Origin of the sequence: Sphingomonas sp. PL-96 (assembly GCF_020707215.1) — a bacterium.
Taxonomy (GTDB): domain Bacteria; phylum Pseudomonadota; class Alphaproteobacteria; order Sphingomonadales; family Sphingomonadaceae; genus Sphingomonas.
Map to the genome: position 1 here is coordinate 50,777 of NZ_JAJFET010000011.1, position 25,006 is coordinate 75,782.

The window sequence follows — 25,006 nt, forward strand, 5'->3', positions numbered from 1 at the left end:
CGGAGCTGCGCAATGCTCGGGCGCATAGCTGCGCTGCCGATTGTGCCCCAATCGCTATTTGGTGACGCTTGCTGCAACGAGATCCGCGAGGACCTTGCCCGTACATCGATGCATCACATCGTTCGGGTGGAATAGGTCTCCGGCAAGCAGGCTGCCGAACGGGTATTTCCCTGAAGAAACTAGCTTTTTCATAAGTTTGTAGCGATCGAACACCGCGATGTCCTGCTGGTCCGCTACTTGGACCATGGCGTTCATATAGTCTTCGTAGAAGGCGGGCTGACGTTCATAGTGCTGGCCAGTTACGATGATCAGCTGGGACTTGCGCCTGATCTGGGTAACAAGGTTGTCAAAATCGACACGGAAAGCATCCACGCCGGCCTGGGTGGGCTGCGCCGCGGCATCGTTCACGCCCACCTGCAGGATCATGAGCTGGGGGTTCATCGCAAGCGCATCGCGCTGCAACCTGCTGCGGACTTGGGACAGGGAATCGCCGGGAACGCCAGCATTCACCACAACGAATTGGGCAAGACCGGTATAGTCTGCGAGCAGGCGCTGGGCCACGGCGACATATCCGTTGCTCGGCGAACTTGCCCCATTGCCCGCGGTGCTGCTCGAACCGATTGCCACGGCCAGGACCGTGCCACTGACCGGGGCGATCTGGAGGCCAGACCGGTTCAGGACCGAATCCTCAATGGTACATGCCGCCGGCACGACGATCGCATCCCCCCCCGGAGCCGGTGTCGGCGTGGGGATGGGGGTCGTAACCGGAGGAGTGATGACGCTGCCACCGCCATCGCTCTGCGCCGAGCCCCCGCCACAGGCGCTCAGCGCCAAAGCCACTCCCGCCACGCAAGCGACGTGACGGGTCACCTCCAGACACCGCTGGAGCGTAGTTTCTGACGACGGCATTTTCCCCCGGAATACGTACAATTACGTATGCGCCTGTGGGTCGCCTGTTACAAGGTGACGTCTCGCCATCGGGCACGGGCTGCCTGCCGCCCGAAAGATTGAGGCGGCGTTCCTGTCCCACTATGATCCTCGAGTGCCGATCACCGCGTGCCGGGCGCAGGCGAAGAGCGCGAGAATGGGATAAAGGAGAATGCGGTTGGGACGACGGAGTCTTGGGCTGGCGATGTGGGCGATCCTGCTGATGGTGGCTGCGACGCTCTACATGCCCTGACCGGCTGCAGCCGGCGGGCGGGCGGTCACGCCGCGGCCGCCCGGTGTATGCCGATCGCATCCTCGTAGACGCGCAGGGTCCGCTGGTAGAAAAGCTCGGCAGAGAAATCGCTCGCCATCCGCTGCCGGCCGGCCGCTCCCATGCGCTGGGCAAGGGCTGGGTCCGCCGTCAGGCGGCGCACGCGATCGACCATTGCCGCGACGTCGCCGGGCGGCACAAGAAAGCCGTCGATCCCGTCGCGCACGGTGTCGAGCATGCCGCCGATCGCCGAGGCGACCACCGGCGTGGCATGGGCGAGCGCCTCCACGCAGGTCAGCCCGAACGCCTCCGGCCAAAGCGAGGGCACGATCACGCACGCCGCCTGGCCGATCGCCGCCTGCAACGCATCGCCGCGCAGGACGCCCCGGAATTCCACATTGCCAAGGCCTTGGTCGCGCGCCGCCTGGATCAGATCCTCGCGCCGGCTGCCGTCGCCTACGATCACCAGTCGCTGGTCGGGCAATCCCGCGGCGATCTCGAGCAGCAGGTCGGCGCCCTTGGGCGTCTCCAGCCTGCCGAAGAACAGCACCTCGCCGGATCTCATGCCGGGCTGCGGCTGCGGCGGGATGTCCACCGGGTGATGCACGGTGACGAGCTTGTGCGGGTCCATCCCCATCCCGATCAGCAGGTCGCGCTGATAGTCGCTGACGGTGATGTAGCGCGCGATGTCGCGCTTGTGACCCAGCCAGTCGCTCGCCTGCATCTCGGCATAGTTCCAGGCGGATCGCACGAGCGATCCCCCCGCGCAGCGATGGCGGAGCACCTCCCGATAGCGTCCACCCCGGCACTCGGTGCAGAGCTGCCCGTCCCGGTACAATGTCGAGACTGGACACACGGCGCGATATTCGTGCAGGGTCTGCACCACCGGGATGTTGCGGCGGCGCAATTCCGGCAGGATCGCCGGCGTCAGCCGCTTGAAATAGCTGTGCAGGTGGACGAGGTCGACCGGATGCTCGTCGAGCAAGTGCGCAAGCGCACGCCGCGCGCCCGGAGAGTAGAGCGCCTGCAGCAAGGCCTTGGGGCTGGTGGCCTCGGTGCGCGGTGCCGGCGGAAAATAACGGGCATAGGGCGTGGGCGCGTTCTGCGGGTCGGCGGCGGTGAAGGGGATTACCTCATGGCCATGCGCGCGCAGCACGCCTTCCAGCGTGAACATCGCCACGTCCATGCCGCCGACGACGAAATAGTTCTGGCTCATATTCAGAATGCGCATGGGCGTCCGTCGTCGTGGAACTCAGATGCGGATCGCCCGGTCCCCGAGGCAGGGGTGGCGGCACCGCTGCCCGCTATGCCCTGCAACCCCTGGTGCGGGCAACGGCCGGGCAGGGGAAGGTGACCGTGCGGCTCAGCGCGACGGCGTGCGGACCGGGCGCTGGAGAAAGGGGCTCAGGACCGCAGCGTCCAGGATCGCCATGCGTTCCTGCCCTTTCAGCGACAGGTGCAAGGCGTCGGCATAGAGGTCCGACGTCGCCGGGTTGATGCCGTCGCCCAGCAACGGGTCCGCGGCGATGTCGTTGACCGCATCGGCCTTGGCGGTGTTGGCGCGCACCAGGTTGTTGTAGAGGATGCGCTGCTCCTCCATCGCCGCCGTCCAGCCACTGTCCGCGCGCGGCAGCAGCGTGTTCACCACGACGTAGAAGCCGGCGTCCCTTGCGCTGGAGACGAACGGCACCAGGATGGCCTGGTAGGTGAGGCTGGCGCTGGTGCCGTGATAGAGGTCGTTGGTGCCCTGCTGGATCAGCAGGATGGACGGGACGCTGGTGCTTCGAAACGGAAAGAGTTCGGTCTCGCGCATCCCGTAGCCGGTCTGCATGGTCTTGCCGGGGACGCTGACATTGTGGACGACCACGTCGCTGTCGAAGCCGAGATGGTCGATTGCTGCCCAGTCCTCGGTCGTCAGCCCGGAGCCGATGCTATCGCCTGCTTGCACGATGACGGCCCCCGGCACGGCCGCAATCGGTGTCGATGTCGAGGCAGGCGTGGGCGTGGGACTGGGAGCAGGGGACGGGGTTGGGGTGCCACGGACGACCACCACGCCGGCTGATGGGGCTGGCGTTCCTCCATCTTCGCCGCAGCCGGTCGCCATTCCTGTCAGGCTTAGGATACCGGCCATGCGAGCAAGGTACTGGAACAGGTTTCGCAACATGGTCGAACCTTTCGTTTCCTGACGCCGCCGGGGGCACCACGCCGTTGGAGCAAGATCTGCGCCTTCGGTTCGCTCGCGCAGGGTCCATGGATGGCACAACCGCCCATCCTGGGGTAAATCGCGGCTCCGCATCCCGAAACGAGGGCAGCTTGCCGATCCTGTTCCAACCTGTCGTCCGTCCGCATACCGATGCGCACGTATGTGGCCCGCTGTACGCCACGGGTCGTCGCGCCTGGCGCCTCCGATGATCGCGGCCCTGATCCAGAAGCTGACCGGCCGGTCCTATACGATCCGGTCGGGCGACATCGGCTATCTGCTCGCCAAGGGGGCCTGGCCGATGCTGCGCGGCCTGTTGTGGTCATGGTTGCGCCTCCGGCGGTCCAACGGCCTTCTACTGGGGCCGCATGTCAGTTTCGTGATGGGAAGGCGTTTGCGCGCGGGGCGGGGTGCCTCGATCGGCGGCTTTTCCTATGTCGATTGTTCGGCCGAGCACGGCGTCGTGCTGGCCGATCGCGTGACCATCCGCGAGCGCGCCTGGATCCAGGGGCGCAGCGGGCTCAACCAGCCTGCCGAGGGGCTGTGGATCGGGAAGGGCAGCTACATCGGGCCCAATGCGGTGCTGGGCATCGGCGGACCGATCCGGATCGGAACCGACGTGCAGATCGGCGCCGGGTTCACCGCATCGGCGGAGTCACACGTGGGCGACGCCAACGGCAGCTATGTCACCGGGCACGTCAGCAGGCGCGGGATCCGGATCGGCGACCGCTGCTGGATCGGCAACAATGTCTCGGTGCTCGACGGGGTGGAGATCGGCGAGGGCTGTGTGATCGGCGCCGGATCGGTGGTCACCCGCTCGCTGCCGCCGTTCAGCCTGGCGCTTGGGGTGCCGGCGGCCGTTCGCCGCAGCCTGTTGCCCTCGGGCGGGCAGGGGGGCTGACCCTTGCGCCGGTGCCGTGCCTAGGGCGCCTGTACCAGCAGGGCCTGCCAGTCGCCGCTCAAGGGCTGGTCGCGCGTTGCGAGCAGGGCAGGGCGATGCGGCCGATCGTTGCCGAGCGCTGCGATCGCATGCTGGATCGTGGCGACCCGGTCGGCCCATGCCGGATGCGAGCGGCTGCGCAGGATGCCGCCGGCGCGCTTCGGCCCGAAATCCTTCCAGAAACGCACCGCCACTTGCGGGTCGTAGCCGGCGTTGGCGAGCAGCGAGACCGACAGGATGTCGGCTTCCAGCTCGGTCTGGCGGAAATAGCGCGCGTTGCGTCCAAAGCCCGACAACATGCCGTAGTCGACGTTCTTCGCTTCCAGGCGCTCGCGATGGCGCAGGATGTTGTGCGCAAGCTCATGGGCGACCACCGCCGCCAGCTGGTCTTCCGGATAGGTTTCCAGGAAGGGGCTGCCGATCTGCACCATTTCCCCATCGGCCTTGGCCGTCCACTCGGTGCCGATCTCGACCTCGAAGCGGCTGCGGCAGGCCGGCACCGGGCGCACGGTCTGGGCATAGGCCGCGCCTTCCCTGCGACCGTGCACTTCCAAAGGCGTGTCGGGCGACAGCGCCGCCACCTGGCCCGCTACCCGCTGGGCCGCGGCGGTGGTGGCTTCCGCTTTCAGATCGGCAGGGGCGAACCGGGCGGTGCCGATGCCGAGCAGCGTATCGTCGGCACGGATCCCCGCTTGTGCGGCAGGCGAGCCCTCGATCACCGCTTCCACGCCGACCGGGCCGTCCAGGTGGAAGTAGCGGACAGCAGCCGCACGCAGGTCGCGGGAATATTGCTCTGGGGTATGGAGCACGAGCCCCAGGCCCGGTTCCTGCCGGTCGCACAAGGACGCGTTCGCGGTCGCCAGGCGATAGCCGATGCGGGCCAGCAGGGTGTCGGCGGTACGGATGGCGGGAAACACCGGGTCTGCGGCCGGTGCGGGTGCGCCACACCCGATTGCAAGCGCTGCGCCGATGCACCAACCCAAGCTTGCGCGGCAACCGCGCCGCACCATCTGCCGACATTCCCTGTTCATGGTAAAGTGCGTAAAGCAGTCGCGATGCTGACGAAACTCCTCTTTCGACGCCAGAAAACCATGGTGCCGGCCGCCAGCGTGCCGGAGGGCCGCCGGCTCTATGCCATCGGCGACATCCATGGCCGGTTGGATCTGCTCGACGGCCTCTTGGCGCAGATCGCGCAGGACGAGGCGGCGCGCGGCGGCCCTGCGGGCGAGCTGATCTTCCTGGGCGATCTGGTCGACCGGGGACCGGAGTCCGCCCAGGTGATCGACCGGCTGATTGCGCTCAAGGCCGAGCGGCTGGGCGTGCGTGTCCTTCTGGGCAACCATGAGGAGATCTTCCTCGGCGCACTGGCGGGGGATGCAAAGGCGCTCCGCCTGTTCAGCCGGATCGGCGGCGAGGAGACGATCCTGAGCTATGGCGTCTGCCCGCTGGCCTATGCCCGGGCCGATTATGACGAGCTGCACGGCCTGCTGGTCGATGCGGTGCCGGCAGCGCATCGCGCGTTCCTCGAAACCTGCGAGGATATGGTAGTGGCGGGCGACTATGTGTTCGTGCACGCCGGCATTCGCCCGGGCATCCCGCTTGTGGAGCAGCGGCCTGCCGATCTTCGCTGGATTCGCGAAGAGTTTCTTGGCGCCCGCACCCCGCTTGAAAAGCTGGTCGTGCATGGCCACACCATATCGGAAGAAATCGTCGAGCTGCCGCATCGTATCGGCATCGATACCGGTGCCTATCGCTCTGGAATCCTTACTGCGATGGGATTTGAAGCGGAAAAACGTTGGGTCCTGCAGGAACAGGGAGCCCGTGTAGCCGTTGCAGCCTAGTCTCGAGCGTTGCATAAGGCCAACACCAAGCCAGAATCGTATTGCACTGCACCAACCGGGTTGTCTCACACCAAGGCGGATGGTATCGGGCAATGGATTTGGATTTAAATAAGGGAGCGTACACTATGCGTATGGGCAAGCTGCTTACCGCCGTCGTGGCATCGTCGATGATCGCGGCTCCGGCAATGGCCAACGGAGCGGCGTCGCTGTCGGTCGCCAACAATGCCAAGGCTTCGACCTCGGCCAAGAAGTCGAACGAGCTGGCCGGTGGCGGCATCCTCATCGGCGTTCTCGCTGCTGCTGCCGTGGTCGCGGGCATCTACGTCGCCGTTGACTCGGACGACGACGCTCCCAACAGCAACTGAGCTGTCGGAAGTTTAGGAAGAATGGCGGCCTTTCGGCCGCCATTTTTTTGCCTGAAGCACATGGCTGTTCCGAGCGTCGGCCGTGGCGGTGTTCCTGTGCCGACGAAGGGAAATGACGATCGCTTTCTTGTGCCTTTGCGAGTTTCCTGATGGCCGGATTTGAGGCGGCGATGGACCTGCCCGCCCGCTACCACGCCTGGATCGAATGGATCGGCGACGGCACCGGCCTGCCCGACGCCATTCTGCATATCCATGCAGGCCTAGCCGTGCTGCTGCTGACTCGTCTCGTCAGCGGCCGCTCGCTCGGCACCTTTATCCCCTTTACCGCGGTGGTGCTTGCCGAGGCGGCCAATGAGGGGATGGACTATCTGCTGTACGGCATGCGCTGGGCGGATACGTTGAGCGACCTCGCCAACACCTTGTTCTGGCCCTTTGTCATCAGCCTGGGCGTGCGGGTGCGCCCGATGGCGCGGCGCGACCGCAGATAGCCCTGCGGCGCCGTCGCGCAGCGCGCGGGCGCCGGCAGGAGAGGGCCCGCTTCCCAGGCCCCCTGCACGCCTGCCTGTCTGGATGTCGACACGCCGACACCCAGACGCCTATGACAGATCAGGTGATGACGTCGGGCGCGGTGCGCCCGATGTGCGCCTGGATCGACAGGATCGCCTCGGCCGCGGCGACCAGCGGTGCCAGCGCGTCCCCGGTGACGAGGTCGAGCCGTCCGCCCGTCGGCTCGTAGCGTTCCAGATAGACGCGCAGCGTCGCCCCCTCAGTGCCGGTTCCCGACAGGCGCACCACGATGCGCGATCCCCCGGCAAAGCGGATACGCACCCCCTGGCGGTTGCTGGTGCTGCCGTCGGTGGGATCGGTATAGGCGAAGTCGTCCGCCGCCTCGACGGTGAGGTCGTCGACCGTCTCGCCGGGCAGGGTGGCGAGGCGGCCGCGCAACCCGGCCATCAGCGCGTCGGCGCCCTCCGTGGCGATGCCCTCATAGTCGTGACGGGCATAATAGGTCCGCCCATAGGTCTGCCAATGCTCGGCCATCAGCTGGGCGACCGGCATCTTGCGCACGGCCAGAATGTTGAGCCACAGCAGCACCGCCCACAGCCCGTCCTTTTCGCGGACATGGTCGGAGCCGGTGCCCGCACTTTCCTCGCCGCAGATCGTCGCCATGCCGGCATCGAGCAGATTGCCGAAGAACTTCCACCCCGTCGGCGTTTCGTGCAGCGGGATGCCGAGCTTGGCCGCGACCCGGTCGGCCGCCTGGCTGGTCGGCATTGAGCGCGCGATGCCCTTGAGCCCGCCGGCATAGCCCGGTGCCAGATGCGCATCGGCCGCCAGCGCCGCGAGCGAATCCGACGGTGTCACAAAGATGCCGCGACCGATGATGAGGTTGCGGTCGCCGTCACCGTCCGAGGCGGCGCCGAAGTCGGGTGCGTCCGCCGCCATCATCCGCTCATAGAGGTCGCGGGCATGGACCAGATTGGGGTCCGGGTGGTGGCCGCCGAAATCCTCCTGGGGGGTGCCGTTGACCACCGTGCCGGCGGACGCACCCAGGCGGTTCTCCAGGATCTCGTGCGCATAGGGGCCGGTGACCGCGTGCATCGCATCGAAGCTCAACCGGAAGCCGCCGGCGATCATCGCGCGGATCGCGGCGAAGTCGAACAATTGCTCCATTAACGCGGCATAGTCGGCGACCGGATCGACCACCTCGACGACAAGCTCGCCGACGCGCTGCTCGCCCAGTGCCGTGAGGTCGACGTCCGCCGCCTCGACGATGCGATAGCGGTCGATCACCGTCGTGCGCGCAAAGATCGCGTCGGTGATCTTCTCGGGCGCCGGGCCGCCGTTTCCGACATTATACTTGATGCCGAAGTCGCCGTCGGGGCCGCCGGGATTGTGGCTGGCCGACAGGATCAGCCCGCCGAAGGCTTCGCGCTTGCGGATCAGGTTGGAGGCGGCCGGCGTCGACAGGATGCCGCCCTGGCCCACTACCACCCGCGCAAAGCTGTTGGCAGCCGCCATGCGGATCGCGGTCTGGATCATGACCCCGTTGTGGAAGCGCCCGTCACCGCCGACCACCAGCGTGGCGCCTGCCGGCGCATCGATCGCGTCGAACACCGATTGGATGAAGTTCTCGGCATAGTGCGGCTGCTGGAACACCGTGACCTTCTTGCGCAGGCCTGAGGTGCCCGGCTTCTGGTCTGGGAACGGCGTCGTCGCGATCTCGGGCATGCGTGTCTCCTGTGGGGAGCCTGTTTGCGGCGGCAGGAACGCAGCCGCAAGGGGGGCGCGGTGTCGTGCAGTTATGGGCAGTACGGCGAAGGGTCAGGAGGGATGGCTACATGTCGGAGTGTCGACATGTAGCCATCCTTGCCGCCCCTGCAAGCTCATCCGGCTAGGCCGCCCACCCCCGCGACCGCGTCCATCTCGCCGCCGGCCTGGTACGGATCGGCCGTCCAGCGATCATCCTTGCGATAGTGACGCATCAGATCCTCGACATGCTCGTCCATGGAGAAGACATTCATGTCGCGGTCCCAGAACTCGTTGAGTTCGAGCTCCCGCCGGCTGATCCGGCAGACCTGGTCGACAAAGGCGTCGTGCTCGCCTGACTTGAAGATAAACTTCGGGTTGTGCGCGATCTCCTGGGCGCCGCCGCGATCAGACGTCAGGATGGGAATGCCGCGCGACACCAGCTCGATGGCCGTTTGCGGAAGATTGTCTTCCCACAGCACAGGGATAAGGCCCAGGTTCACGCCGCTCAGAACCATATCCAGGTTGGAATGGGTGTAGCCGTCGAAATAGCGCAGCGCCTTGAACCGAGGTGCAAGGTTTTCCATCCGTGCCCGTCGCTCCGGAAACGTGTTCTTGGCCGCAATTGTCACGGTCACTTCGGCAGCGACGTCTGCCGGGATCTTTTCCAGGCATTCGAGCAGGAAGTTGAAGCCCTTGTCGGTCCCCATGTAGCCGATATAGCCGAGATGTAGACCCGAACCGATGTCGCGGATCTTGGTGCTGGTGAGATAGGTGCTTTTGTGCGCCGTGCCGATATAGGACACCGATACCTTGTGCGCCGGAACGCCGCGGTCGATGATGACCTGCCCCGTTCGTTTCGAAACCGCCAGAACCCGGTCGAACACGTCCTCGAACAAGGCAATGTTGCTTTTCCGGAAATCGGCATAGGAGGCGGAGGACGCGCCGCTCTGGCTGCTGCTCAGGGCAGCGCTGGTGGGCGCTTCGATCACGTCCGCCTTTTGCCGCACCTTCAGGAGAAGGCGGCGGCCCCGCTTCGCCAGCGACACCAGGGGGGAGACGATGGCCATCGCCCGCGGATAGGATTCCTCGAGCGCCATTAGCCTGCGCCGCGCGCGGATATAATTGGGGTCGAAGATCGGCGCGAGGCACATGGTGCAGCCGACACCGTCGCGATAGTCCGTGCAGACCACGCGGTCCTGGTACCACAGGCTGACCCTAGGGCAGACAGGATGATAGTTGTGCACCGAGTACACAATCTGCGCGTCCGGAAACACCTGCCGCAAAGTGACAAAGAAGGACTTGGTCAGCCCTTCGATGTTCTGGAAATGAAAGACGTCGATCTTCCCGTATTTCTCCGCCAGCAGGGCGGGGATGAAATCGAGATCCTTGCTCGTCAGATAGATGTCGGGATCGCCGAAACTATAGGCTGCCGGTGCTAGCACGGGCGAGTTGATCACGACCGCGCGGTGGTACGCGTCCTCGCTGAACTCGACGCGCGGCTCGCGCTGCCGGGGCGAGTAGCGATCGCCCGAGCTCAGGAGGATCACGTCGTGATCCTTGACCAGCGCCTTGGCTAGGTTGTTCAGATAGACGCCAACGCCGCCGGCTCCGGGCTCTTCGGGTTGCACGAAGTTGTAAAGCAGTACTCGCATTGCATCTCGCCGCTGAGAGGAATTCAGGATTTCGTTGCCACCGGGGCTTCGGTGGTCTTTCCGCTTCCGCTCGCGGAAACGGCGCCAAGCAGGCCTTTAGGAGCGATCAGGCAGCCCAGATCCACAAGCGCTGCCTTGCGCCCGAACGTCCACCGTGTGTCATTCGCATAGGCGCCGTCGCGATGCAGCGCGCGCCACGCGTTCAACCGACCGATCATGCTTGGGCTGTCGTAGATCGCAGCCCGTAGCTGCGCATGGGTGGCGAACGTCTCGTACCGGGCAATCGCCACGCGTGCCCTTTGCCGCCATGTCTCGTCGAGCCGGTCGGAGGCGCGCGCCAGAATGGATGCCCGGGCTTTGGCCGCGACGGTGAGACTGGCGAAGTCCTTTGCCCGGATGTTGACCCAGTTTGCCACCTTCCCGCGCCAGTTCCGGGCAGGGCCGGCAAAGCCATAGGTGTTGTTGCCATGCTGCCGATAGCCGGCAAGCGGCTCGTCGATATAGGCCACTGTCCCGAACGCCGATGCGAGAAAGAAGAGCCACTGGTCGTGTGCCATCTTGTGTTGCAGCTGCAGATTGTCGACCGACAATTCCCAGAACTCGGAAAAGTCCAGCAACCGCCGGCGGACCATCATGGCAAACCCATAGGGATTCAGCATGGGGTTGGTGGAGGAGGGTAGGTTCCTGTCGAGCAGGGGATAGATATGGGCCAGCCCTAGGCGTTCGCCGGCGCTGTCGATCAGCCATGCTTCATGATAGCACAGCAGCACCTCCGGGTCCGTGAACGGCGCCGATACCCGTTCTAGCTTGTGCGCTTCCCAGATGTCGTCTTGGTCGCAAAGCGCGATCAGCTCCGACGTGCACAGCTCAAGGGCGTGCATGAAGTTGGCACGGAACCCCAGGCGAACCGGGTTTTCATGAACATGGACGGGGAAGGGGGCCGTCCGGGCGAACGCGCGCACGACGGCGATCGTGTCGTCGGTTGACCCATCGTCGGTTACGACGAGCTCGGCCGGCAGCACCGTCTGGGCGGCGATGCTGTCGAGCTGCTCGCGAAGGAAGCGCGCACCATTATAGGTCGCCATCGCGACCGAGATCGGGATCAAGCCATGGCTCCTTTGCCCTGTCTCCGCGACAGGAACGTTCCGCAAGGAGAGGGACGCGCGGTTCCAGCGCCCCTGGGGCAAGGCTCGGGCAGGGGCAGATCCATAGTCGTCACGAAAATCCGAATTCGGGGAGCCGCTAGAGACTTGATCATGAGTAACCGAGCACTGGACACGGACCAAGCCGTCGCGCAACGGACGCGCTCGGGAGCACTCCCGAAGCAAAGCCGCCACCGAGGCTGGCGCTAGAGCATTTGCCCCGGCGCGCAAAGCAAAAGCACAGGTTGCATGGCCGATCCCGTGTTCGCAGCGCTCGTGCGCGGCAAGGATGAACTGCAAGAGGGCCGATCCGTGCTGCCAGCGTGGCTTGTGGCAGGTTGCCGAGCTCCAGCATTCTACTTAAGAGCGCCCGGAGCCGCCGGACCCAGGCGGTCCGTCACGAGAGCCGATAGATTGCCGATCCTCCGCTTCGCCGTAGGCGTTATGTGATGCCGATGCTCACCGATCCTGCCCTTATTGGGCCGCGCCGGATTGTCCGGCGACTTGGGGGTGCGGAGGCGCCGCGTTTCTCGATCTGCACCATGGTGACGCGCTGGGACGAGTATGAGGGCTGTGCGGCATCCTTGCGTCAGCGCGGCTTTGACGAGAGTTGCTGCGAATATCTGGTCATCGACAACAGCAGTGCGAACGTCGCCGATGCCTATGTCGCGACCAACGAGTTCCTCCAGTCGGCGCGGGGCGACTACATCATCCTGTGTCACCAGGACATCGTCCTGCGCGACAGCGGGCGCGCGGAACTCGATCAGGCACTAGCGACCCTTGATGCGCTGGATCCCAAATGGGGCCTGTGCGGCAATGCCGGCCACACCGACGACGGATGGCCGGCCATCTGCATCTCCCACCCTCATGGCGATCCCGAAATTGCGGGCGGGCCCTTTCCTAGCCGCGTCGTCAGCCTGGACGAGAATTTCATCGTCGCGCGGCGTGTCGCCAATCTGGCGGTGTCGAGCGATCTCACCGGTTTCCATCACTACGGCCCCGATCTGTGCATCGTTGCCGATATTCTGGGATGGAATTGTTACGTGATCGACTTCCTCCTTCGCCATAACAGCGGGGGAACGCTGGACGCAGGCTACCAACGCTCGCGCCACGCGATCACGGAGAAGTACCGTCGCGCGCTTCGCCCGCGCTGGGTCCATCTCATTACCCGCCATCCCTTCCACATTTCAGGAAATGGGCAGGTCAATTTCGCCGCCCGGGCCATCCGGCGCTTGAAGCTGAAGCTGCGGCTTGCGCCCAGCAACGCCGATCTGGACAATCCGGCCAAGCGGCAACGACGGGATGCCCGACGCGCCAAGGCCAACCGCGCGGGCTGAAGCATTGCTGGTTGCCCGGCATAGGCGTGCTGCCTAAGCGTGCCCGCACGCGCCTGACGTCCGGGTAGCCCAATCGGAAGAGCGATGGATCTCGAGGAATATTGGCAGGACCTGTCGTCGTCCGATGGCCTGAAAGCGCGCTCGGTACGAGGTGCTTCGATCACCGCGCTGGTGCAGGTGCCAAAGGTAGTGCTGATGCTCGCCTCGCAGCTGCTGCTCGCCCGGCTGCTGCTGCCCGAAGACTTCGGCCTGGTCGCGATGGTGACGCCGGTGATCGGCTTCGTCCAGGTGCTGGCCGACCTCGGCCTCACCCAAGCGGTGGTCTCGCGCCCGCGGCTGCGGCTCGCGGAATTGAACGCGTTTTTCTGGATCAGCATGGGCTTGTCGGCCGGGCTTGGCATTGTGGCGGGATTGTCGTCGCCGTTGCTGGCCTGGCTCTATGGCGAGCCGCGCGTGATCGCCGTTACCCTGGCATGTGCGGCGCTCATCGTCCTGGGCGGTTTCGGCATGTTGCAAAGTGCGCTGCTCAACCGACAGATGCGTTACGGCGCGATCGCGATCATCGAGGTGAGCTCCCTTACGGTTTCGGTGGTGCTGTCGGCCGTCCTTGCCTGGTATGGCTGGGGCTATTGGTCGCTGGTGCTGGCCCAGACGGGTGCGAGCTTGACGTCGATCGCCCTCATCTGGGGGTTTTCGGACTGGCGTCCACGTGCGCCGTCCTTTGACCGGGGCGCGCTGTCGCTGGCCCGGTTCGGCAGCAACATCACGATCTCGAACCTCGCCGGCTATCTGAACATGACGGTGGACAACATCATGATCGGGGCGGCGCTTGGGCGAGTGGTGCTGGGTCTCTACGACCGCGCCTGGAAGCTCGCGGTGCAGCCCCTGTCGCAGATCCAGGCGCCCTTCAATCGCGTGGCCGTGCCGGCTCTTTCCCGCCTGGTCGATGATCCCGAGCGCTATCGCCAGGCCTTTCTGCAGATGACCCAGGCCATGCTGCTGGTGGTGGCGCCCGCGATGATCTTTGCGGGACTTCTGGCCGATCCGCTCATCGCCTTTGTGCTGGGTCCGCGCTGGCTGCCTGCCGCTCCGATCTTTGCCTGGCTTTGCCTGGGTGCCATCCTCACGCCCGTGAACTCCGCCACGGGGTGGCTGTTGATCAGCCAGGGACGCTCGCGCGAGCAGATGGTGTTCGGTACCGCCGCGGCAGCCATCAACGTGCTTGCCTATGCCTGCGGCTTGCCTTGGGGCATTGTCTACGTGGCCGCCGTATCGGCTCTGTCGGTATGCCTGATCCAGACCCCGATGCTGGTCGCGGTGGTGGTGCGTCAGGGACCGGTCCGGCGAGGGACCATGGCCCGGCTGCTCCTTCCCAACATTGTTGCATCGGCGGCCACGGGGTTGCTCCTGTGGCAGGCACGCCGGCTTTTCGAGATCACCGGCTTCGGGCCGCTGGCAGCGAGCGCCATCGGTGCGATGGCAAGCTATCTGGTGGTGCTGGCCTGCTTCCACACGAGCCGGGCACAGCTCAAGAGCTTGGTTATGCTGCCCTTGGCACTGCGCCGGTCCGGAACGTCGGCGATCGGCAAGACCGCTACCGAATAATTACTGGGCCGGCCATTCGACTTCCAGGCGGCGCTTACGCGCCATCAGTCGTGACGGTGCGTACAGCGGCGGGCAGAGTATATCGAGATGGAGCTTGAAATACTGCCAGTCCTCGTCGGATCCGGCGAGGGGGCGAAGCAGCGCTTCCAGATTCCCCGGAAGCGCTCCGATGAGGCGACGTCCTATCGACCAGGGGGCGTACCAGGTATTGTAGCACTCCACCCAGGCCTTTCTGGCGCGTGCGCGCCGGTCGGCGGGGACGGTCTCGGCAAAGCTCAGATGTTCGAGCTTGCCCAGCAGATGGTACCGCATCCGAACCACCATCCAGGGTAGCGTCCGCAGGGCAGATCGGCTGATGAGCCGGGGGCGCTCCTGCTCCTGTGCAAACGATGCGTTGGATTGGTTGCCGCCATGCAACCGATGTCGCGTCTGCGCTGCCGGGACATGGACGAACCCGCCACTCCACGCGGCCTCGATCGACATCAGCCAGTCGAACGGAGCTGCCCGCGAGAATACCGCCGCGCCGAACAGCTGCTTGCGTGCGATCATCGCATGCGCGGACACGAGTGGCCTTGCGAGCAGGCTCAAACGCTCACCCGGCATGAGACGCGGCCGAAGGCTGGAGGCAAGGTCGCGGCCGAACTCCCGGCCATCCCCATCAATCAGCCACGAGGTGCCGAAACACAGGTCGGCGTCTCCCATCCCGTCAAGCAGCAGGGCCAGCTTGTCGCTGGCCCAAACGTCATCCTGATCGGCAACGGCGATCAGATCGGCATCGGCCGCATCGGCCAGTTGCTTCAGCCGGAGCTGCTGGCCCAGATTGCCTGTGCTCGGGAAAATCCTGATGCGCGGATCGCCCTGGGCCAGCGCCCGGGTGACGGCAACCGTATCGTCGGTGGAGCCGTCGTCGCAGATCAGCATCTGCCAATCGGTGACGCTCTGATCCTGAATGGAGCGGATCTGCTCCTCCAGATATTGTGCGCCATTATAGGTCGGGAGGATAATACTGACGATCGGCATGCCGGTGCGTTGCACTGCATCACGAGACGGCGTCAAGCTTCGCGGACGATCCTCACGACGGGGGATCAGCAGGCAGGACCTTGCAATCTATTGCTCGTCCGGAAAGCGCGTCTGCACGCCGATAAAGGTGCCGACCTGCACGTCGTTGTTCGTGCCGTAGCGGTTGACGAGCAGCTGCTCGGGCTTGGGCAGGCCATAGACGTAATTGTCGTGGATCCGGATCCACGACAGCACGCCCTTAGGGACAGAGCCCAGCACCACCGGGCAGCTCGTGTGGCGGCAGTCGAAGACATTGCCGCTCGCCACCACGAAGCTGACATTGCCAGCCCCGTCGAGGCCGAACTGGATGCCGGCGGTCGTGAAGCGGCTGAAGTGGTTGTTGAGAATGGCGACGCCGCCGGTGTCGCCGGTGATCGAGACGCCGATCGGGGTCGCCTGGGTCCGGTTGCCGGTGATGGTGATGCCCGACGGCTCGCCATGGATGCGGTTGATGTGGAGCCCGGTCACGCGGCATTCGTCGAAGCGGTTGCCGGTCACCTCGACATCCGCGACGGTTTCCAGGAACACGCCGGTGGCGCAGCGCCGCACGCGGTTGCGGGTGATGCTCGCCTGGGTGCTGGTGACGGTGTTCGAGTTGGTGACGAAATTGTCGCCATAGACGTCAATGCCGTTATCGCGGCAGTCGGCAATGTCGTTGTCGTCGATCACCAGCCCGGTGAAGTGGCTCACCTGGATGCCAATGAAGCTGGAGTGCTCTACCCGGTTGCCGCGAATAACGATGTCGCGGCTGACCGCCTTAGGATGCCCCACCACCTGGATGCCCTGGCCGTTGGCATTCCGCACGATCAGGTTCTCGATCCGCAGCCGCTCGACATGCGCGCCGGCGGTGCCCAGCATGATCGCGGCACCGTTGGTGGCGTCGCGCTCCGCACCCTGGCCGGAGCGGTTGGCCTCGAGCGTGAAATCGGCGAGCTCGGCATCGACCAGGTTGGGGCTGGCGATGATGCGGCCAAAGGTCCCCGGCCCGCGCTGGCCATCGGCAAGGGCCAGCACCGAGCGCCGCCGGTCGGTCCCCTGGAGGCGCACGCCCGATCGCATCCACAGGCCGATCGGGCCGGTCCCGTCGGGTGCGGGCACGGTGACGATCCGGAACCGGCCGACGGGCACGAACACCGTCCCCCCGCCGCGGGCCGCCACATAATCGATTGCAGCCTGGATGGCGGGTCGATCGTCGGCTTGCCCGTCGCCGATCGCGCCGAACGCGCGGATGGAGGGATCATCGGCGACCAGTTCCCAGACGGCGCCGTCGGCGGAGCGGAAGCTGCCGTGGTGCGCAGGGGCCGCGGCGGCACGGCGGTACAGGCCGCCGCCGCCATCTCCAGGGCTGGCGAACCCGTCCGTCTGGACCATGGGCGCGTCGGCGGGAACGGCAATCGGGGACCGGGTCGATGCCAGGGAGAAGATGCCCGCGTGGCGCGGGGCGGCGGCAGCAGCTGAGCCCGGCGTTGCGGAGAGGAGGCCAGCGCCTCCCAGGGCGACGAGGCGGCCGGCCGCGAGCGCTTCCCGGCGGGTTGCCCCCTCGCTCATCGGGAAGGGGGCAGGATCGGGACGTGATGCTTGCGCATGAACACGCCCAGCGCCTGAAGGTGCAGCCGCGCCGCCCGGGACAACAGCTTCTGGCCCGAGGCCCGCTGGTGGTCATGAACCAGCTGGATGCCGGGCACGGCCGCGACCCGCCAGCCTGCCTTGCGCAGGCGCAGGCACAGATCGACGTCCTCCATGTAGAGGAAATAGTCGGTGTCCATGCCACCCACCGCCTCGAACGCGGTCCGGCGCACGACAAAGCCGGTCCCCATCACCCAGTCGGCGGAGAAGATCCCGCCATCCCAGGCGTCCTTCATCAGGTGGCGATCGACGATGCGCTGCCCGAGACCGAACTGCCCCAGCCTGGTCCGCCGCAGCAGGACGTCGAGCAGGCTGTAGTCGCGCCGCGCCGGAAATTGCCGTTCGCCGCCTGGATAGCGCAGGTCGAGGCCGAGCAGTCCGAGCGAGGGCTCCGCGTCAAAGATCCGGCCCACGTTCAGCACGTCGCTGTCGGTGAAATAGGTGTCGGGGTTCAGGCAGAGCACCAGGTCGTGCCGCGCCTGCTGCATGCCCAGGTTCACCCCGGCGCCATAGCCTCCGTTCTCCGTCGCCTGCACCAGCGTGCAGTTCAGCGCGGGGCGCAGGACCTCCATCGAGTCATCGCCGGACGCATTCTCGACGACGATGATGTCCTCAGGCGTGGCGATGCCGTGGTGCAGCAGAGAGCGGACGCATTTGATGGTCAGGTCGGGCGTACGGTAATTGACGATGATAACCGACAGCGGTTGCGTCATGGATCAACCGATCTTTTGAAGGGTAACATCATCGACCGCGACATTGCCGCCGCTGTCGTCTCCATCGGTGGTCATGTCGATGGCCAGGGTCTGCGCCGTGCATCCGGCCGGAACTGCAAAGGTCGCAAGACCGAACTGGGCGTCGCCCGGACCGGTATCTAGCGCAAGCTCGACGTTTGCAGGCAAGCAACGGATCGTCCAGCGCAGGCCGGTTGCGGCAGCATCCCCTTCCACCCGTGCGGCCAGGCGATAGCGGCCAGGCCGCAGCGCCATGGTCTGCGACACCAGCGTGCCGCGATAGTCGCTGCCGGGCGAAACCGACAGCTGCTTGCCTTGCTTGGGAGAGGGAACGATGCCGGCCACGCCGGTGCTTTCCGGGGTCAGCTGCCATTCGAACGGTGCGCCAAGCGCGCCTACGGCCGGCACATGCTCGAACCCGCCGTCCCAAGCCAGGGGAGAGGCGTTGTTCCCCGCGCTCCGCTGCTCGCGAAGCCAATAGGCATAGGCCGTCTGGCCCTGTCCCACCTGAACCAGTCGGGTCAGGTAGATGGCGCGCTCCTGCGGGTTGATCGGGGATCCGATCTTCGCAAGCTCGGCGATCAGCTTCGCCACATAGGGCATCTGGTCGGCCGGCAGCTGGAGCAGGCGATAGAAGAAATTACCCCGCCACAGCGGCCGGTCCGCCATCTGCTGCGCCAGCGCAGGTCGGAGCTGGTCGTCGGTGATGGAAGCCAGGAACAGCGGATAGGTGATTTCGGGCAGGTGATTGGTGCGGGCCAGGGCATTTGCCCGGGTCAGGGCGCTATGGACGTCGTTCTTCAGCGCATAGGCCTTGATCAGCCACAGCTGGAGCGCGACGTCGCGCCACCCCTGGTTCGCCGCGAGGGACATGATCCGGTTGGCGCCGGCCTGGTCGCCGGTCTGCTCCAGGGCCAGGCCTAGGGTACGCATGGCAGTAACGTTCAGCGGCTCGCGCGTCAGGGCGGCGCGCGCAAGGGCCATAGCCTGCTGCTGGTCGCCCTTGAGCTGGACGGCGGTGGCCACGCTCGCCAGAGCGCGGGCGTGGCCTGCGTCGAACAGCAGCGCCTTGCCGGACGCGCGGTTGGCGACGGCGGTTTCGGCAAGCTGCACCCGGGCAATGGGAAAGGCGATCAGCGTCCAGCCAAGGAGCCAGAGCACTGGCCGCAGCAGCTTCCTGCTCGACCCAGCCCGCTTGCCGCCCTCGCCTGTCACGATGGCTTACTCGGCTTCCTTAGAACCATAGCCGTAGCCGTAGCCGTAGCCGTAGTTGCCGCCGGTGCCATAGCCCATCATCCGCACGTCGTACTTGGTTAGGATGCCGCCCAGGATGTTGGCGCGCGCAGCCCGCAGACGGCGGACCGAGGTCTTGGCCTGGCCGCGATGGGCGCGATTGGCCTCGACCACCACGACCGTCGCCTCGGCAAAGGCCGCAAGCGTCGGCGCATCAGCAAGGCCCATCACCGGCGGCGCATCGATCACGACCAGGTCATAGTCGCTGCTGACTTCGTTCAGCAGCCGGTGCAGCCCGACGCTTGCGAGCAGTTCCGCCGGGTTCATCGGCAGCGGACCGGTCGGGATCACGTCCAGGCCGGCGAAGCTGGTCGGCTGCGTCACTTCGGCGCGGCTAGCCTGCTGGGTAAGCAGGTTAGCGAGGCCGAGCTTGTTCGACACGCCGGTCAGCTTGTCCTGGGTCGGCTTGCGCAGATCGGCGTCGATCAACAGCACCTTGCGGCCCACCTTGGCGAAATCGCGCGCGATGGCGAACGACGAGGTGGACTTGCCTTCCGATGCCGCGCTGCTGGTGAACACCATGGTCTTGGGCAGGCCGGACGCACTCGACAGCTCGAGTGCGGTGCGGATCGCGTAATAGGCTTCCGACAGGGGCGAGCGCGGCTTTTCCAGTTCCTCAGCGGGCGACATGCCCGCGGGCATCAGCGGCGTGCTGCCGACCACCGGGATACCGAGCTTGGTGGTCATGTCTTCCGGCGAGCGGACCGCATCGTCGAGATGTTCGCGAACGAACAGCACGCCAAGCGCAATGGCCAGGCCGGCCAGGATGCAGCCGGCGAGGATCAGCAGGGGCCGCGGCCAGACCGGACGGTGCGGCGTCTCCGCCCGATCGACGATCGACACGTTGCTGGATGTGAGGCCGGCCGCAGCGCTGACTTCCTTAAAGCGCTGCAGCAGCGCGTCATAAAGCGCGCGGTTGGTGTCCACCTCGCGATGCAGGATGTTGTACTGAACCGCCCGGTCCTGCTCAGATAGGGTCTGGTTCTTGAACTTCTCGAGGCTTTCGGAGACCGCACGCTCCTGCGCGCTGGCGACGAGGTAGCGCTGGCGGATGGCGTTCTTGACGCGTGTCGCGAGCGTGTTGATCTGCCGCTCCAGTCCGGCGATCTGGGCACTGGCCTGGACCATGGTGGGATGGTCGGGCTGCCAGTGCTTGCGATCCTGCTCATATTGCGCGAGCGCGCGCGCGCGCTGCTGGACCAGCCCCTGGATCGAAGGGTCGGCCTGTACTTCGGGCAGGTTCATGAGCGGCGCCTTGTTCGCCTGCTCCCAGCTCTGCTCCGCCGCGAGGCGGGCCGCCATCGCATTGGAATAGGAATTGTTGAGCTGCACCAGATTCGAGGTCACCAGCGAACGCGTGCCGGACAGCCCCTGGCCACCGGCATCCGAGCCGCCGCCGGTGTCGATCAAGCGGGCGGAGCGGGCATAGGCGATCAGGTTGCGCTCCGACTGCTCCACCTTGCGGCGAGTTTCATCAAGCTGCTCGGACAGGAACTTGCGGGCGTAGGAGGACGCGTTGTAGCGGCGATCGAGATTGCTGACGATGAACCGGTCAGCATAGCTGTTGGCGACCCGGGCCGCGAGTTCAGCGTCCGGCGAGGTGAACGACAGCGTCACCACGCGTGAATCGACCGGCAGGGCTGCCTTGAGGTTCCCCTGCAGCGCGCCGATGACCTGATCCTGCCGCATAGCCTGGCCGGCGGGGCCATTGGGAGCCTCGACCGGAGTGCCGCCCATGCGCGCGATGAAGTCGGGGCTGTTGTACAGGCCCAGGTCGCGCGCCACGCGATCCGCCAGCGAGCGGCTTTGGATGATGTCGAGCTGGGTCTGAAGGAAGCGATCCGTGTCTTGCGACGCGTCGCTGGGAGCAACGTCGTCGCCCTGCAGCACCTTGGTGCTTTGCTGGTCGACCTGGATCTTGGTCTCTGCCCGGAAGATCGGCGTGCTCAGATAGATGATCGCAATGCCGATGATCACCGCAATCGCGACCGCCGCCGCGATCAGCTTGCGGTTGCGGTACAGGGCCGCCCAGGTGGCACGCACGTCGATGTGAAGCCCGCCGGATGCCGGCTCCGAGCCCCAACGATCGGCAAGGGATTCCCCCCCCGCCGAATGGCGAGCCGGAAGAACAGCTGAGGAACTATCGTTCATTTCTGGTTATCCAGCGAAGCGAACAGGTTCTGATCCGCGCAGCGGGAATCAGAACGAGTTGCTGAGAGCAACAAACAGGCCCAGCGCAGGCGCGGTCGTCAGGAAGTCACGCCAGGCGCCACGCCGTGCGGAATGTCCTACAACCACCACGTCGCCGTTCAGCAACTCGGGATCCGGCATCTCGCCACGGTTGATTGCGGCGACGTCGAACATCGCGCCCATACGCTGATCGCCAACTGTGCGGAACACCGCCACGCGACGCTCGTCGGAAACGTTGGACGTTCCCCGGGCCATGGCCAGCATCTCGAGCAGCGACGTGCGACCCTGGATCGGGTAGACGCCCGCCTGGTTCACCTCTCCCTGCACGATCACCCGCTGGGAGACCGAGGCCAGGACCAGGATCGAAACCTGCGGGTTCACAATATATCTGGACAGACGCTGCCGGATCTCGGCAGCCAGCACCGGCGACGTCTTTCCGGCCGCAACCATCGGTCCGATCAGCGGAAGCGCCAGATTGCCTGCGGCATCGACTTGCGCCTGATCGGTCGACAGGTCCCGCTCGCCGAAAACAGTAATGCCCAATCGGTCGAGCGGACCAATCGTGTATTCCCGTGGGGAGGTATTAGCAGAAGCCACCGGTATGCGGTCATACGCTTCCGCGCCGCTTGGAAGGTTCAGCTTCGGGCCAGCACATCCGCCCGTTGCAACCAGTATCAAGCAGGCGAAAGGGGCAACGATCTTCCCCATATTCCTAAGGATATCCTACATTAACGCTACAAAGCGGGTCGCAAAGCTGGCTTTCGGATAGTCTCTATCCCTTAGCTTGGCTAGTCCCATCCGTGGTTGCCGGCGACAGGCAGCCGGCCAGAAACGCCAGGACGCAGGCCAGTCCAAGCGTGCGCAACGGATAGTCGACCAGCGAATGCGCGGCCAGCATCGCGATGCCCAGGACACAGGCCAGATGCAGGGAAGTGACCGCTCCCCAGGCCGCGGGACGCAAGGTCAGCCAGCTTGCGACCAGCCACAACAGCACGCCGAACAGGATCAGGGCGACGCCCGCCCAACCCGTCTCCAGCACGATCTCCATGACGTCGTTATGGGCATGGAATACATAGGTGAAATCCAGCGTCGTAATGCTCTCGTGACGCTGGAAGATCTTGATAAAGCTGCCCAGGCCGGAGCCGACCGGCTGATAATGGCCGATGGCTTGGATCACGTCCGGCCAGAATTTGAAGCGGGCATCCGGATCGCCTCCGAACCGGTCTAGCAGGCGCGACACCACGCCGCTGCTGGCGCCGACAACCGCCAGGCCAGCGAGTACCGCAGCACCGATCGCGGCGTCCCGGGGACGCAGTCGGCGCAGATATTTGCGCGGCGCCAGCAGCAACGCCGCTGCGAGCACCGCGATCGGCAGCATCAGCAGGCCCATCCGCGAATTGGCGGCAGGCACCGCCAGCGCCAGGACCGCGATGCCGCCGGCGACCGCCAGCGTGGGCGGGGACTTCAGGCCGAGCCGCCGTCCCGTGGACGCCAGGCCGCCGGCCAGCAGGATCGCGATCAGCAGCAGGTCCGCATGATGGTTCTTGTTGGCGAAAAAGCCGGTCGCCGCGGTGTAGCGGCCGACGTCATAGAGGTAGAAGCTCTGGCTGCCGCCGGCCTGAAGCAAGCCAAGCAAGGCGCCGGCGAGCCCCATTGCGACAATCACCCAGCCATAGAGCACGCGTTGCGCCTGGGTCGCGTGGAGCGTCACGATGAACATCGTGATGGGCGGGATCAGATAGGCGGCCGCCAGTCGCGTCGCGTCGGGTTGCAGGCTGATCGGCATCCATCGAGGTGCCAGCCCTGCGGCTTCAAGGATCCTGGCCGCGTCTTCGCGGCCCGGCAGCGCCGTCCAGATCGACGGGGGCAGGGGCACGAGCTGCACCAGCGGCAGCGCCAGGACCAGCAGCAGAAAGACGATCGCCGCGGCCGACCAGCGGTCCACCGGCGCACGCCAGCCCCGCAGCGCATACCAGACCAGCACGCCGGCACTGGCGAGCTCGACGATCAGCCGCGTCATCGGAAAGCGCAGGCTTCCGCCGCCCAAAAGCAGCGCAAGACCAAGCAAGGCCGCGCCGATCACCCTACCGTCGAATTTCACGAGCTTGTACCTGTTCACGCGTCCTGCCGAGCCTTTGCAACAGTTGGGAATGGGCGACAAGGCGCCATGCTTGTGGTCCGCAACCGTCTCGCACGATCGGATCGCTTGCACTAGACGCGCCGGCAAGCAGGGGTGAGGAGACCAAGATTGACGCAAGCCAAGCCGATCATCTGGCTGGTCGGGCCGTTTCCGCCGCCGCTGCATGGGCAAGCGGTCTACAATGCCGCCTTTGCTGCGCACCTGCGCCAGCATGGGGAGTTGCGCGTGCTCGCGACCGGTGAAGGCATTGCCTCGAAGCTTGCCGGCTATGGCCGCATCCTGCTGGCGGCGCTGTTCCGGATGCGCCGCAGCGACACCGTCTATACCTCCATGCCCGGGCAGATGGCGGCCTGGCTGTTTGCCGCGGTGGTGGCCGCGTTCCGGCTGCGCGGCATCCGCCACTTCGTGCACCACCATTCCTTTCGCTCGATCGTGCTCGGTCCACTCCCGGTGATGCGGTTGGTGGTCCGTTTGGGCGGGCGCAGGCAGCACCACATCCTGCTGAGCCCGGTGATGCGCGACCGCTTTGCCGCCCTGTACCTCGGCTCCTCGGGCGCGGTCCGCGCCCATGCGCTTTCCAACGCGCTGCTGTTCTGCCCGTCGGTCGCCTCCGCGCCGCCGCGTCCCCCGCGTTCGTTCACGCTGGGGCATATGAGCGTTCTTACCCTGCACAAGGGCGTGGACACGGTGATCCGGCTGTTCCGTCAAGCGGCGGCCAGCTGCCCGGAGCTTCGACTGGTGTTGGCCGGCCCGATCGCGGAGGAGGTTCTGCGCGCCGAGATTGCCGCCGCCGTTGCCGATTTCCCAGGGAGGGTTGAATATCGCGGGTCGATATCGGGGGAGGACAAGCAGCGCTTCTACGCCGACATCGACCTGTTCCTGCTTCCCACCCGCCTGGTCGACGAGGCCGAGCCTCTGGTGATGCTGGAAAGCTATGCCGCCGGCGTGGAGTTCATGGGCACCGACCGGGGCTGCATTCCCGAACGGCTCCGCCGTGCCGATGCGCTTCTGACTGGGGAAGAGGGCACCGATACAACCCGGATCCTTACTATTCTTGAGGAAGCTGCCGCGAACTGGGCATCGTCACGCCAAGCGTGCAGCCGACATGCTGCGGCATTGCACGCCAGCGCCGCTGTGGAAGGCCACGCCCTTTTCGTCGAGATGCTGGCGCGCCTCCCCGATCCGCAGCCTGCCGGATAGGCCTTGCGGGTGCGGGGCACGCCCCTTGCGGAAAGGACGGTCTGCGGATACCCGGTCCGCACACGGCCAGGACGCGTATTGTGAACATCCTGTTTCTTCTCTTCCTGGCATATGTTCTTGCCCCCAAGATCGATCTGATCGCCGTTTCCGGATCGGGCGTGCGCCCGGAAGATCTGATCACTGCGGTCGCCTTCGTGATCTATGCCTGCAAGCGCAGGCGTGCGCCGCTGAAGA

The 25,006-nt window shown here is 65.6% G+C and carries 21 protein-coding genes; 7 read left to right on the top strand and 14 right to left on the bottom strand.

Features of this window, described 5'->3' with window-relative positions; translation table 11 throughout:
* Positions 1-54: 54 nt before the first annotated feature.
* The 3 genes from LK533_RS16235 to LK533_RS16245 form a co-directional block, all read right to left on the bottom strand.
* Entirely contained in the window at positions 55-840 is a 786-nt protein-coding gene (locus LK533_RS16235; RefSeq protein ID WP_229364123.1) for an SGNH/GDSL hydrolase family protein, read from the bottom strand.
* A 365-nt stretch (positions 841-1,205) separates the two neighbouring features.
* Complete coding sequence (locus tag LK533_RS16240; protein ID WP_229364124.1) at positions 1,206-2,429, bottom strand: glycosyltransferase family 4 protein; 1,224 nt, start codon at positions 2,427-2,429, stop codon at positions 1,206-1,208.
* Positions 2,430-2,561: 132 nt separating this feature from the next.
* Positions 2,562-3,146, bottom strand: coding sequence for an SGNH/GDSL hydrolase family protein (locus LK533_RS16245; RefSeq protein ID WP_229364125.1), 585 nt, complete (start codon positions 3,144-3,146; stop codon positions 2,562-2,564).
* Positions 3,147-3,606: 460 nt separating this feature from the next.
* Between LK533_RS16245 and LK533_RS16250 the strand changes: the two genes are divergently transcribed.
* Positions 3,607-4,299: an acyltransferase gene (locus LK533_RS16250; RefSeq protein WP_229364126.1), complete on the top strand. Its 693-nt coding sequence runs from the start codon at positions 3,607-3,609 to the stop codon at positions 4,297-4,299.
* Between the two features lie 20 nt (positions 4,300-4,319).
* Here LK533_RS16250 and LK533_RS16255 read toward each other — a convergent pair whose 3' ends face one another.
* Positions 4,320-5,147: a M48 family metallopeptidase gene (locus LK533_RS16255; protein WP_229364127.1), complete on the bottom strand. Its 828-nt coding sequence runs from the start codon at positions 5,145-5,147 to the stop codon at positions 4,320-4,322.
* Between LK533_RS16255 and LK533_RS16260 the strand changes: the two genes are divergently transcribed.
* From LK533_RS16260 to LK533_RS16270, 3 genes are all read left to right on the top strand, one after another.
* A complete protein-coding gene (locus LK533_RS16260) occupies positions 5,139-6,179 on the top strand; it encodes a metallophosphoesterase family protein (RefSeq protein WP_324255325.1) in 1,041 nt (346 codons plus the stop codon). The two genes, LK533_RS16255 and LK533_RS16260, sit on opposite strands and share 9 nt — an antisense overlap.
* 125 nt (positions 6,180-6,304) lie before the next feature.
* Positions 6,305-6,544 (top strand): hypothetical protein, encoded by a 240-nt coding sequence (locus LK533_RS16265; RefSeq protein ID WP_229364128.1) that lies wholly within the window; start codon positions 6,305-6,307, stop codon positions 6,542-6,544.
* Between the two features lie 149 nt (positions 6,545-6,693).
* Positions 6,694-7,032 (top strand): hypothetical protein, encoded by a 339-nt coding sequence (locus tag LK533_RS16270; protein WP_229364129.1) that lies wholly within the window; start codon positions 6,694-6,696, stop codon positions 7,030-7,032.
* A 118-nt stretch (positions 7,033-7,150) separates the two neighbouring features.
* Here LK533_RS16270 and LK533_RS16275 read toward each other — a convergent pair whose 3' ends face one another.
* The 3 genes from LK533_RS16275 to LK533_RS16285 form a co-directional block, all read right to left on the bottom strand.
* Positions 7,151-8,776: an alpha-D-glucose phosphate-specific phosphoglucomutase gene (locus LK533_RS16275; RefSeq protein WP_229364130.1), complete on the bottom strand. Its 1,626-nt coding sequence runs from the start codon at positions 8,774-8,776 to the stop codon at positions 7,151-7,153.
* 155 nt (positions 8,777-8,931) lie between these two features.
* The gene (locus LK533_RS16280) at positions 8,932-10,449 is read right to left on the bottom strand and encodes a glycosyltransferase (protein WP_229364131.1); all 1,518 of its coding nucleotides are present in this window, start codon (positions 10,447-10,449) and stop codon (positions 8,932-8,934) included.
* Positions 10,450-10,472: 23 nt separating this feature from the next.
* A complete protein-coding gene (locus LK533_RS16285; RefSeq protein ID WP_229364132.1) occupies positions 10,473-11,555 on the bottom strand; it encodes a glycosyltransferase family 2 protein in 1,083 nt (360 codons plus the stop codon).
* 485 nt (positions 11,556-12,040) lie between these two features.
* On the opposite strand from LK533_RS16285, the gene LK533_RS16290 reads away from it, so the two are divergent.
* Both LK533_RS16290 and LK533_RS16295 read left to right on the top strand, forming a co-directional pair.
* The gene (locus LK533_RS16290) at positions 12,041-12,928 is read left to right on the top strand and encodes a hypothetical protein (RefSeq protein WP_229364133.1); all 888 of its coding nucleotides are present in this window, start codon (positions 12,041-12,043) and stop codon (positions 12,926-12,928) included.
* An 84-nt stretch (positions 12,929-13,012) separates the two neighbouring features.
* Complete coding sequence (locus tag LK533_RS16295; protein ID WP_229364134.1) at positions 13,013-14,533, top strand: lipopolysaccharide biosynthesis protein; 1,521 nt, start codon at positions 13,013-13,015, stop codon at positions 14,531-14,533.
* Here the strand turns inward: LK533_RS16295 and LK533_RS16300 are convergent, their stop codons facing one another.
* The 7 genes from LK533_RS16300 to LK533_RS16330 form a co-directional block, all read right to left on the bottom strand.
* A complete protein-coding gene (locus LK533_RS16300) occupies positions 14,534-15,553 on the bottom strand; it encodes a glycosyltransferase (protein ID WP_229364135.1) in 1,020 nt (339 codons plus the stop codon).
* A gap of 87 nt (positions 15,554-15,640) precedes the next feature.
* Positions 15,641-17,140, bottom strand: coding sequence for a right-handed parallel beta-helix repeat-containing protein (locus LK533_RS16305; RefSeq protein WP_229364136.1), 1,500 nt, complete (start codon positions 17,138-17,140; stop codon positions 15,641-15,643).
* The gene (locus LK533_RS16310) at positions 17,137-17,931 is read right to left on the bottom strand and encodes a glycosyltransferase family 2 protein (protein WP_229364137.1); all 795 of its coding nucleotides are present in this window, start codon (positions 17,929-17,931) and stop codon (positions 17,137-17,139) included. The genes LK533_RS16305 and LK533_RS16310 overlap by 4 nt, the downstream gene beginning before the upstream one ends.
* Before the next feature lie 3 nt (positions 17,932-17,934).
* Positions 17,935-19,110 carry a hypothetical protein gene (locus LK533_RS16315; protein WP_229364138.1) on the bottom strand — a complete coding sequence of 392 codons (1,176 nt, stop codon included), beginning with the start codon at positions 19,108-19,110 and terminating at the stop codon, positions 17,935-17,937.
* 60 nt (positions 19,111-19,170) lie between these two features.
* Positions 19,171-21,285, bottom strand: coding sequence for a GumC family protein (locus LK533_RS16320; protein ID WP_229364139.1), 2,115 nt, complete (start codon positions 21,283-21,285; stop codon positions 19,171-19,173).
* Between the two features lie 156 nt (positions 21,286-21,441).
* Positions 21,442-22,140: a polysaccharide biosynthesis/export family protein gene (locus tag LK533_RS16325; protein ID WP_229364140.1), complete on the bottom strand. Its 699-nt coding sequence runs from the start codon at positions 22,138-22,140 to the stop codon at positions 21,442-21,444.
* A 64-nt stretch (positions 22,141-22,204) separates the two neighbouring features.
* Complete coding sequence (locus LK533_RS16330; RefSeq protein ID WP_229364141.1) at positions 22,205-23,551, bottom strand: O-antigen ligase family protein; 1,347 nt, start codon at positions 23,549-23,551, stop codon at positions 22,205-22,207.
* 129 nt (positions 23,552-23,680) lie between these two features.
* Here LK533_RS16330 and LK533_RS16335 point away from each other — a divergent pair, with 129 nt between their 5' ends.
* On the top strand, positions 23,681-24,772 hold the full coding sequence (locus LK533_RS16335; protein ID WP_229364142.1) for a glycosyltransferase family 4 protein: 1,092 nt from the start codon (positions 23,681-23,683) through the stop codon (positions 24,770-24,772).
* Positions 24,773-25,006: the final 234 nt, after the last annotated feature.

Coding starts and splice junctions, on each gene's coding strand:
- LK533_RS16310 (WP_229364137.1), bottom strand. CDS start 17,931: ATGACGCAACCGCTGTCGGTTATCATCGTCAATTACCGTACGCCCGAC.
- LK533_RS16280 (WP_229364131.1), bottom strand. CDS start 10,449: ATGCGAGTACTGCTTTACAACTTCGTGCAACCCGAAGAGCCCGGAGCC.
- LK533_RS16290 (WP_229364133.1), top strand. CDS start 12,041: ATGCCGATGCTCACCGATCCTGCCCTTATTGGGCCGCGCCGGATTGTC.
- LK533_RS16260 (WP_324255325.1), top strand. CDS start 5,139: ATGGAGCACGAGCCCCAGGCCCGGTTCCTGCCGGTCGCACAAGGACGC.
- LK533_RS16265 (WP_229364128.1), top strand. CDS start 6,305: ATGCGTATGGGCAAGCTGCTTACCGCCGTCGTGGCATCGTCGATGATC.
- LK533_RS16305 (WP_229364136.1), bottom strand. CDS start 17,140: ATGAGCGAGGGGGCAACCCGCCGGGAAGCGCTCGCGGCCGGCCGCCTC.
- LK533_RS16270 (WP_229364129.1), top strand. CDS start 6,694: ATGGCCGGATTTGAGGCGGCGATGGACCTGCCCGCCCGCTACCACGCC.
- LK533_RS16240 (WP_229364124.1), bottom strand. CDS start 2,429: ATGCGCATTCTGAATATGAGCCAGAACTATTTCGTCGTCGGCGGCATG.
- LK533_RS16275 (WP_229364130.1), bottom strand. CDS start 8,776: ATGCCCGAGATCGCGACGACGCCGTTCCCAGACCAGAAGCCGGGCACC.
- LK533_RS16250 (WP_229364126.1), top strand. CDS start 3,607: ATGATCGCGGCCCTGATCCAGAAGCTGACCGGCCGGTCCTATACGATC.
- LK533_RS16295 (WP_229364134.1), top strand. CDS start 13,013: ATGGATCTCGAGGAATATTGGCAGGACCTGTCGTCGTCCGATGGCCTG.
- LK533_RS16300 (WP_229364135.1), bottom strand. CDS start 15,553: ATGCCGATCGTCAGTATTATCCTCCCGACCTATAATGGCGCACAATAT.
- LK533_RS16325 (WP_229364140.1), bottom strand. CDS start 22,140: ATGGGGAAGATCGTTGCCCCTTTCGCCTGCTTGATACTGGTTGCAACG.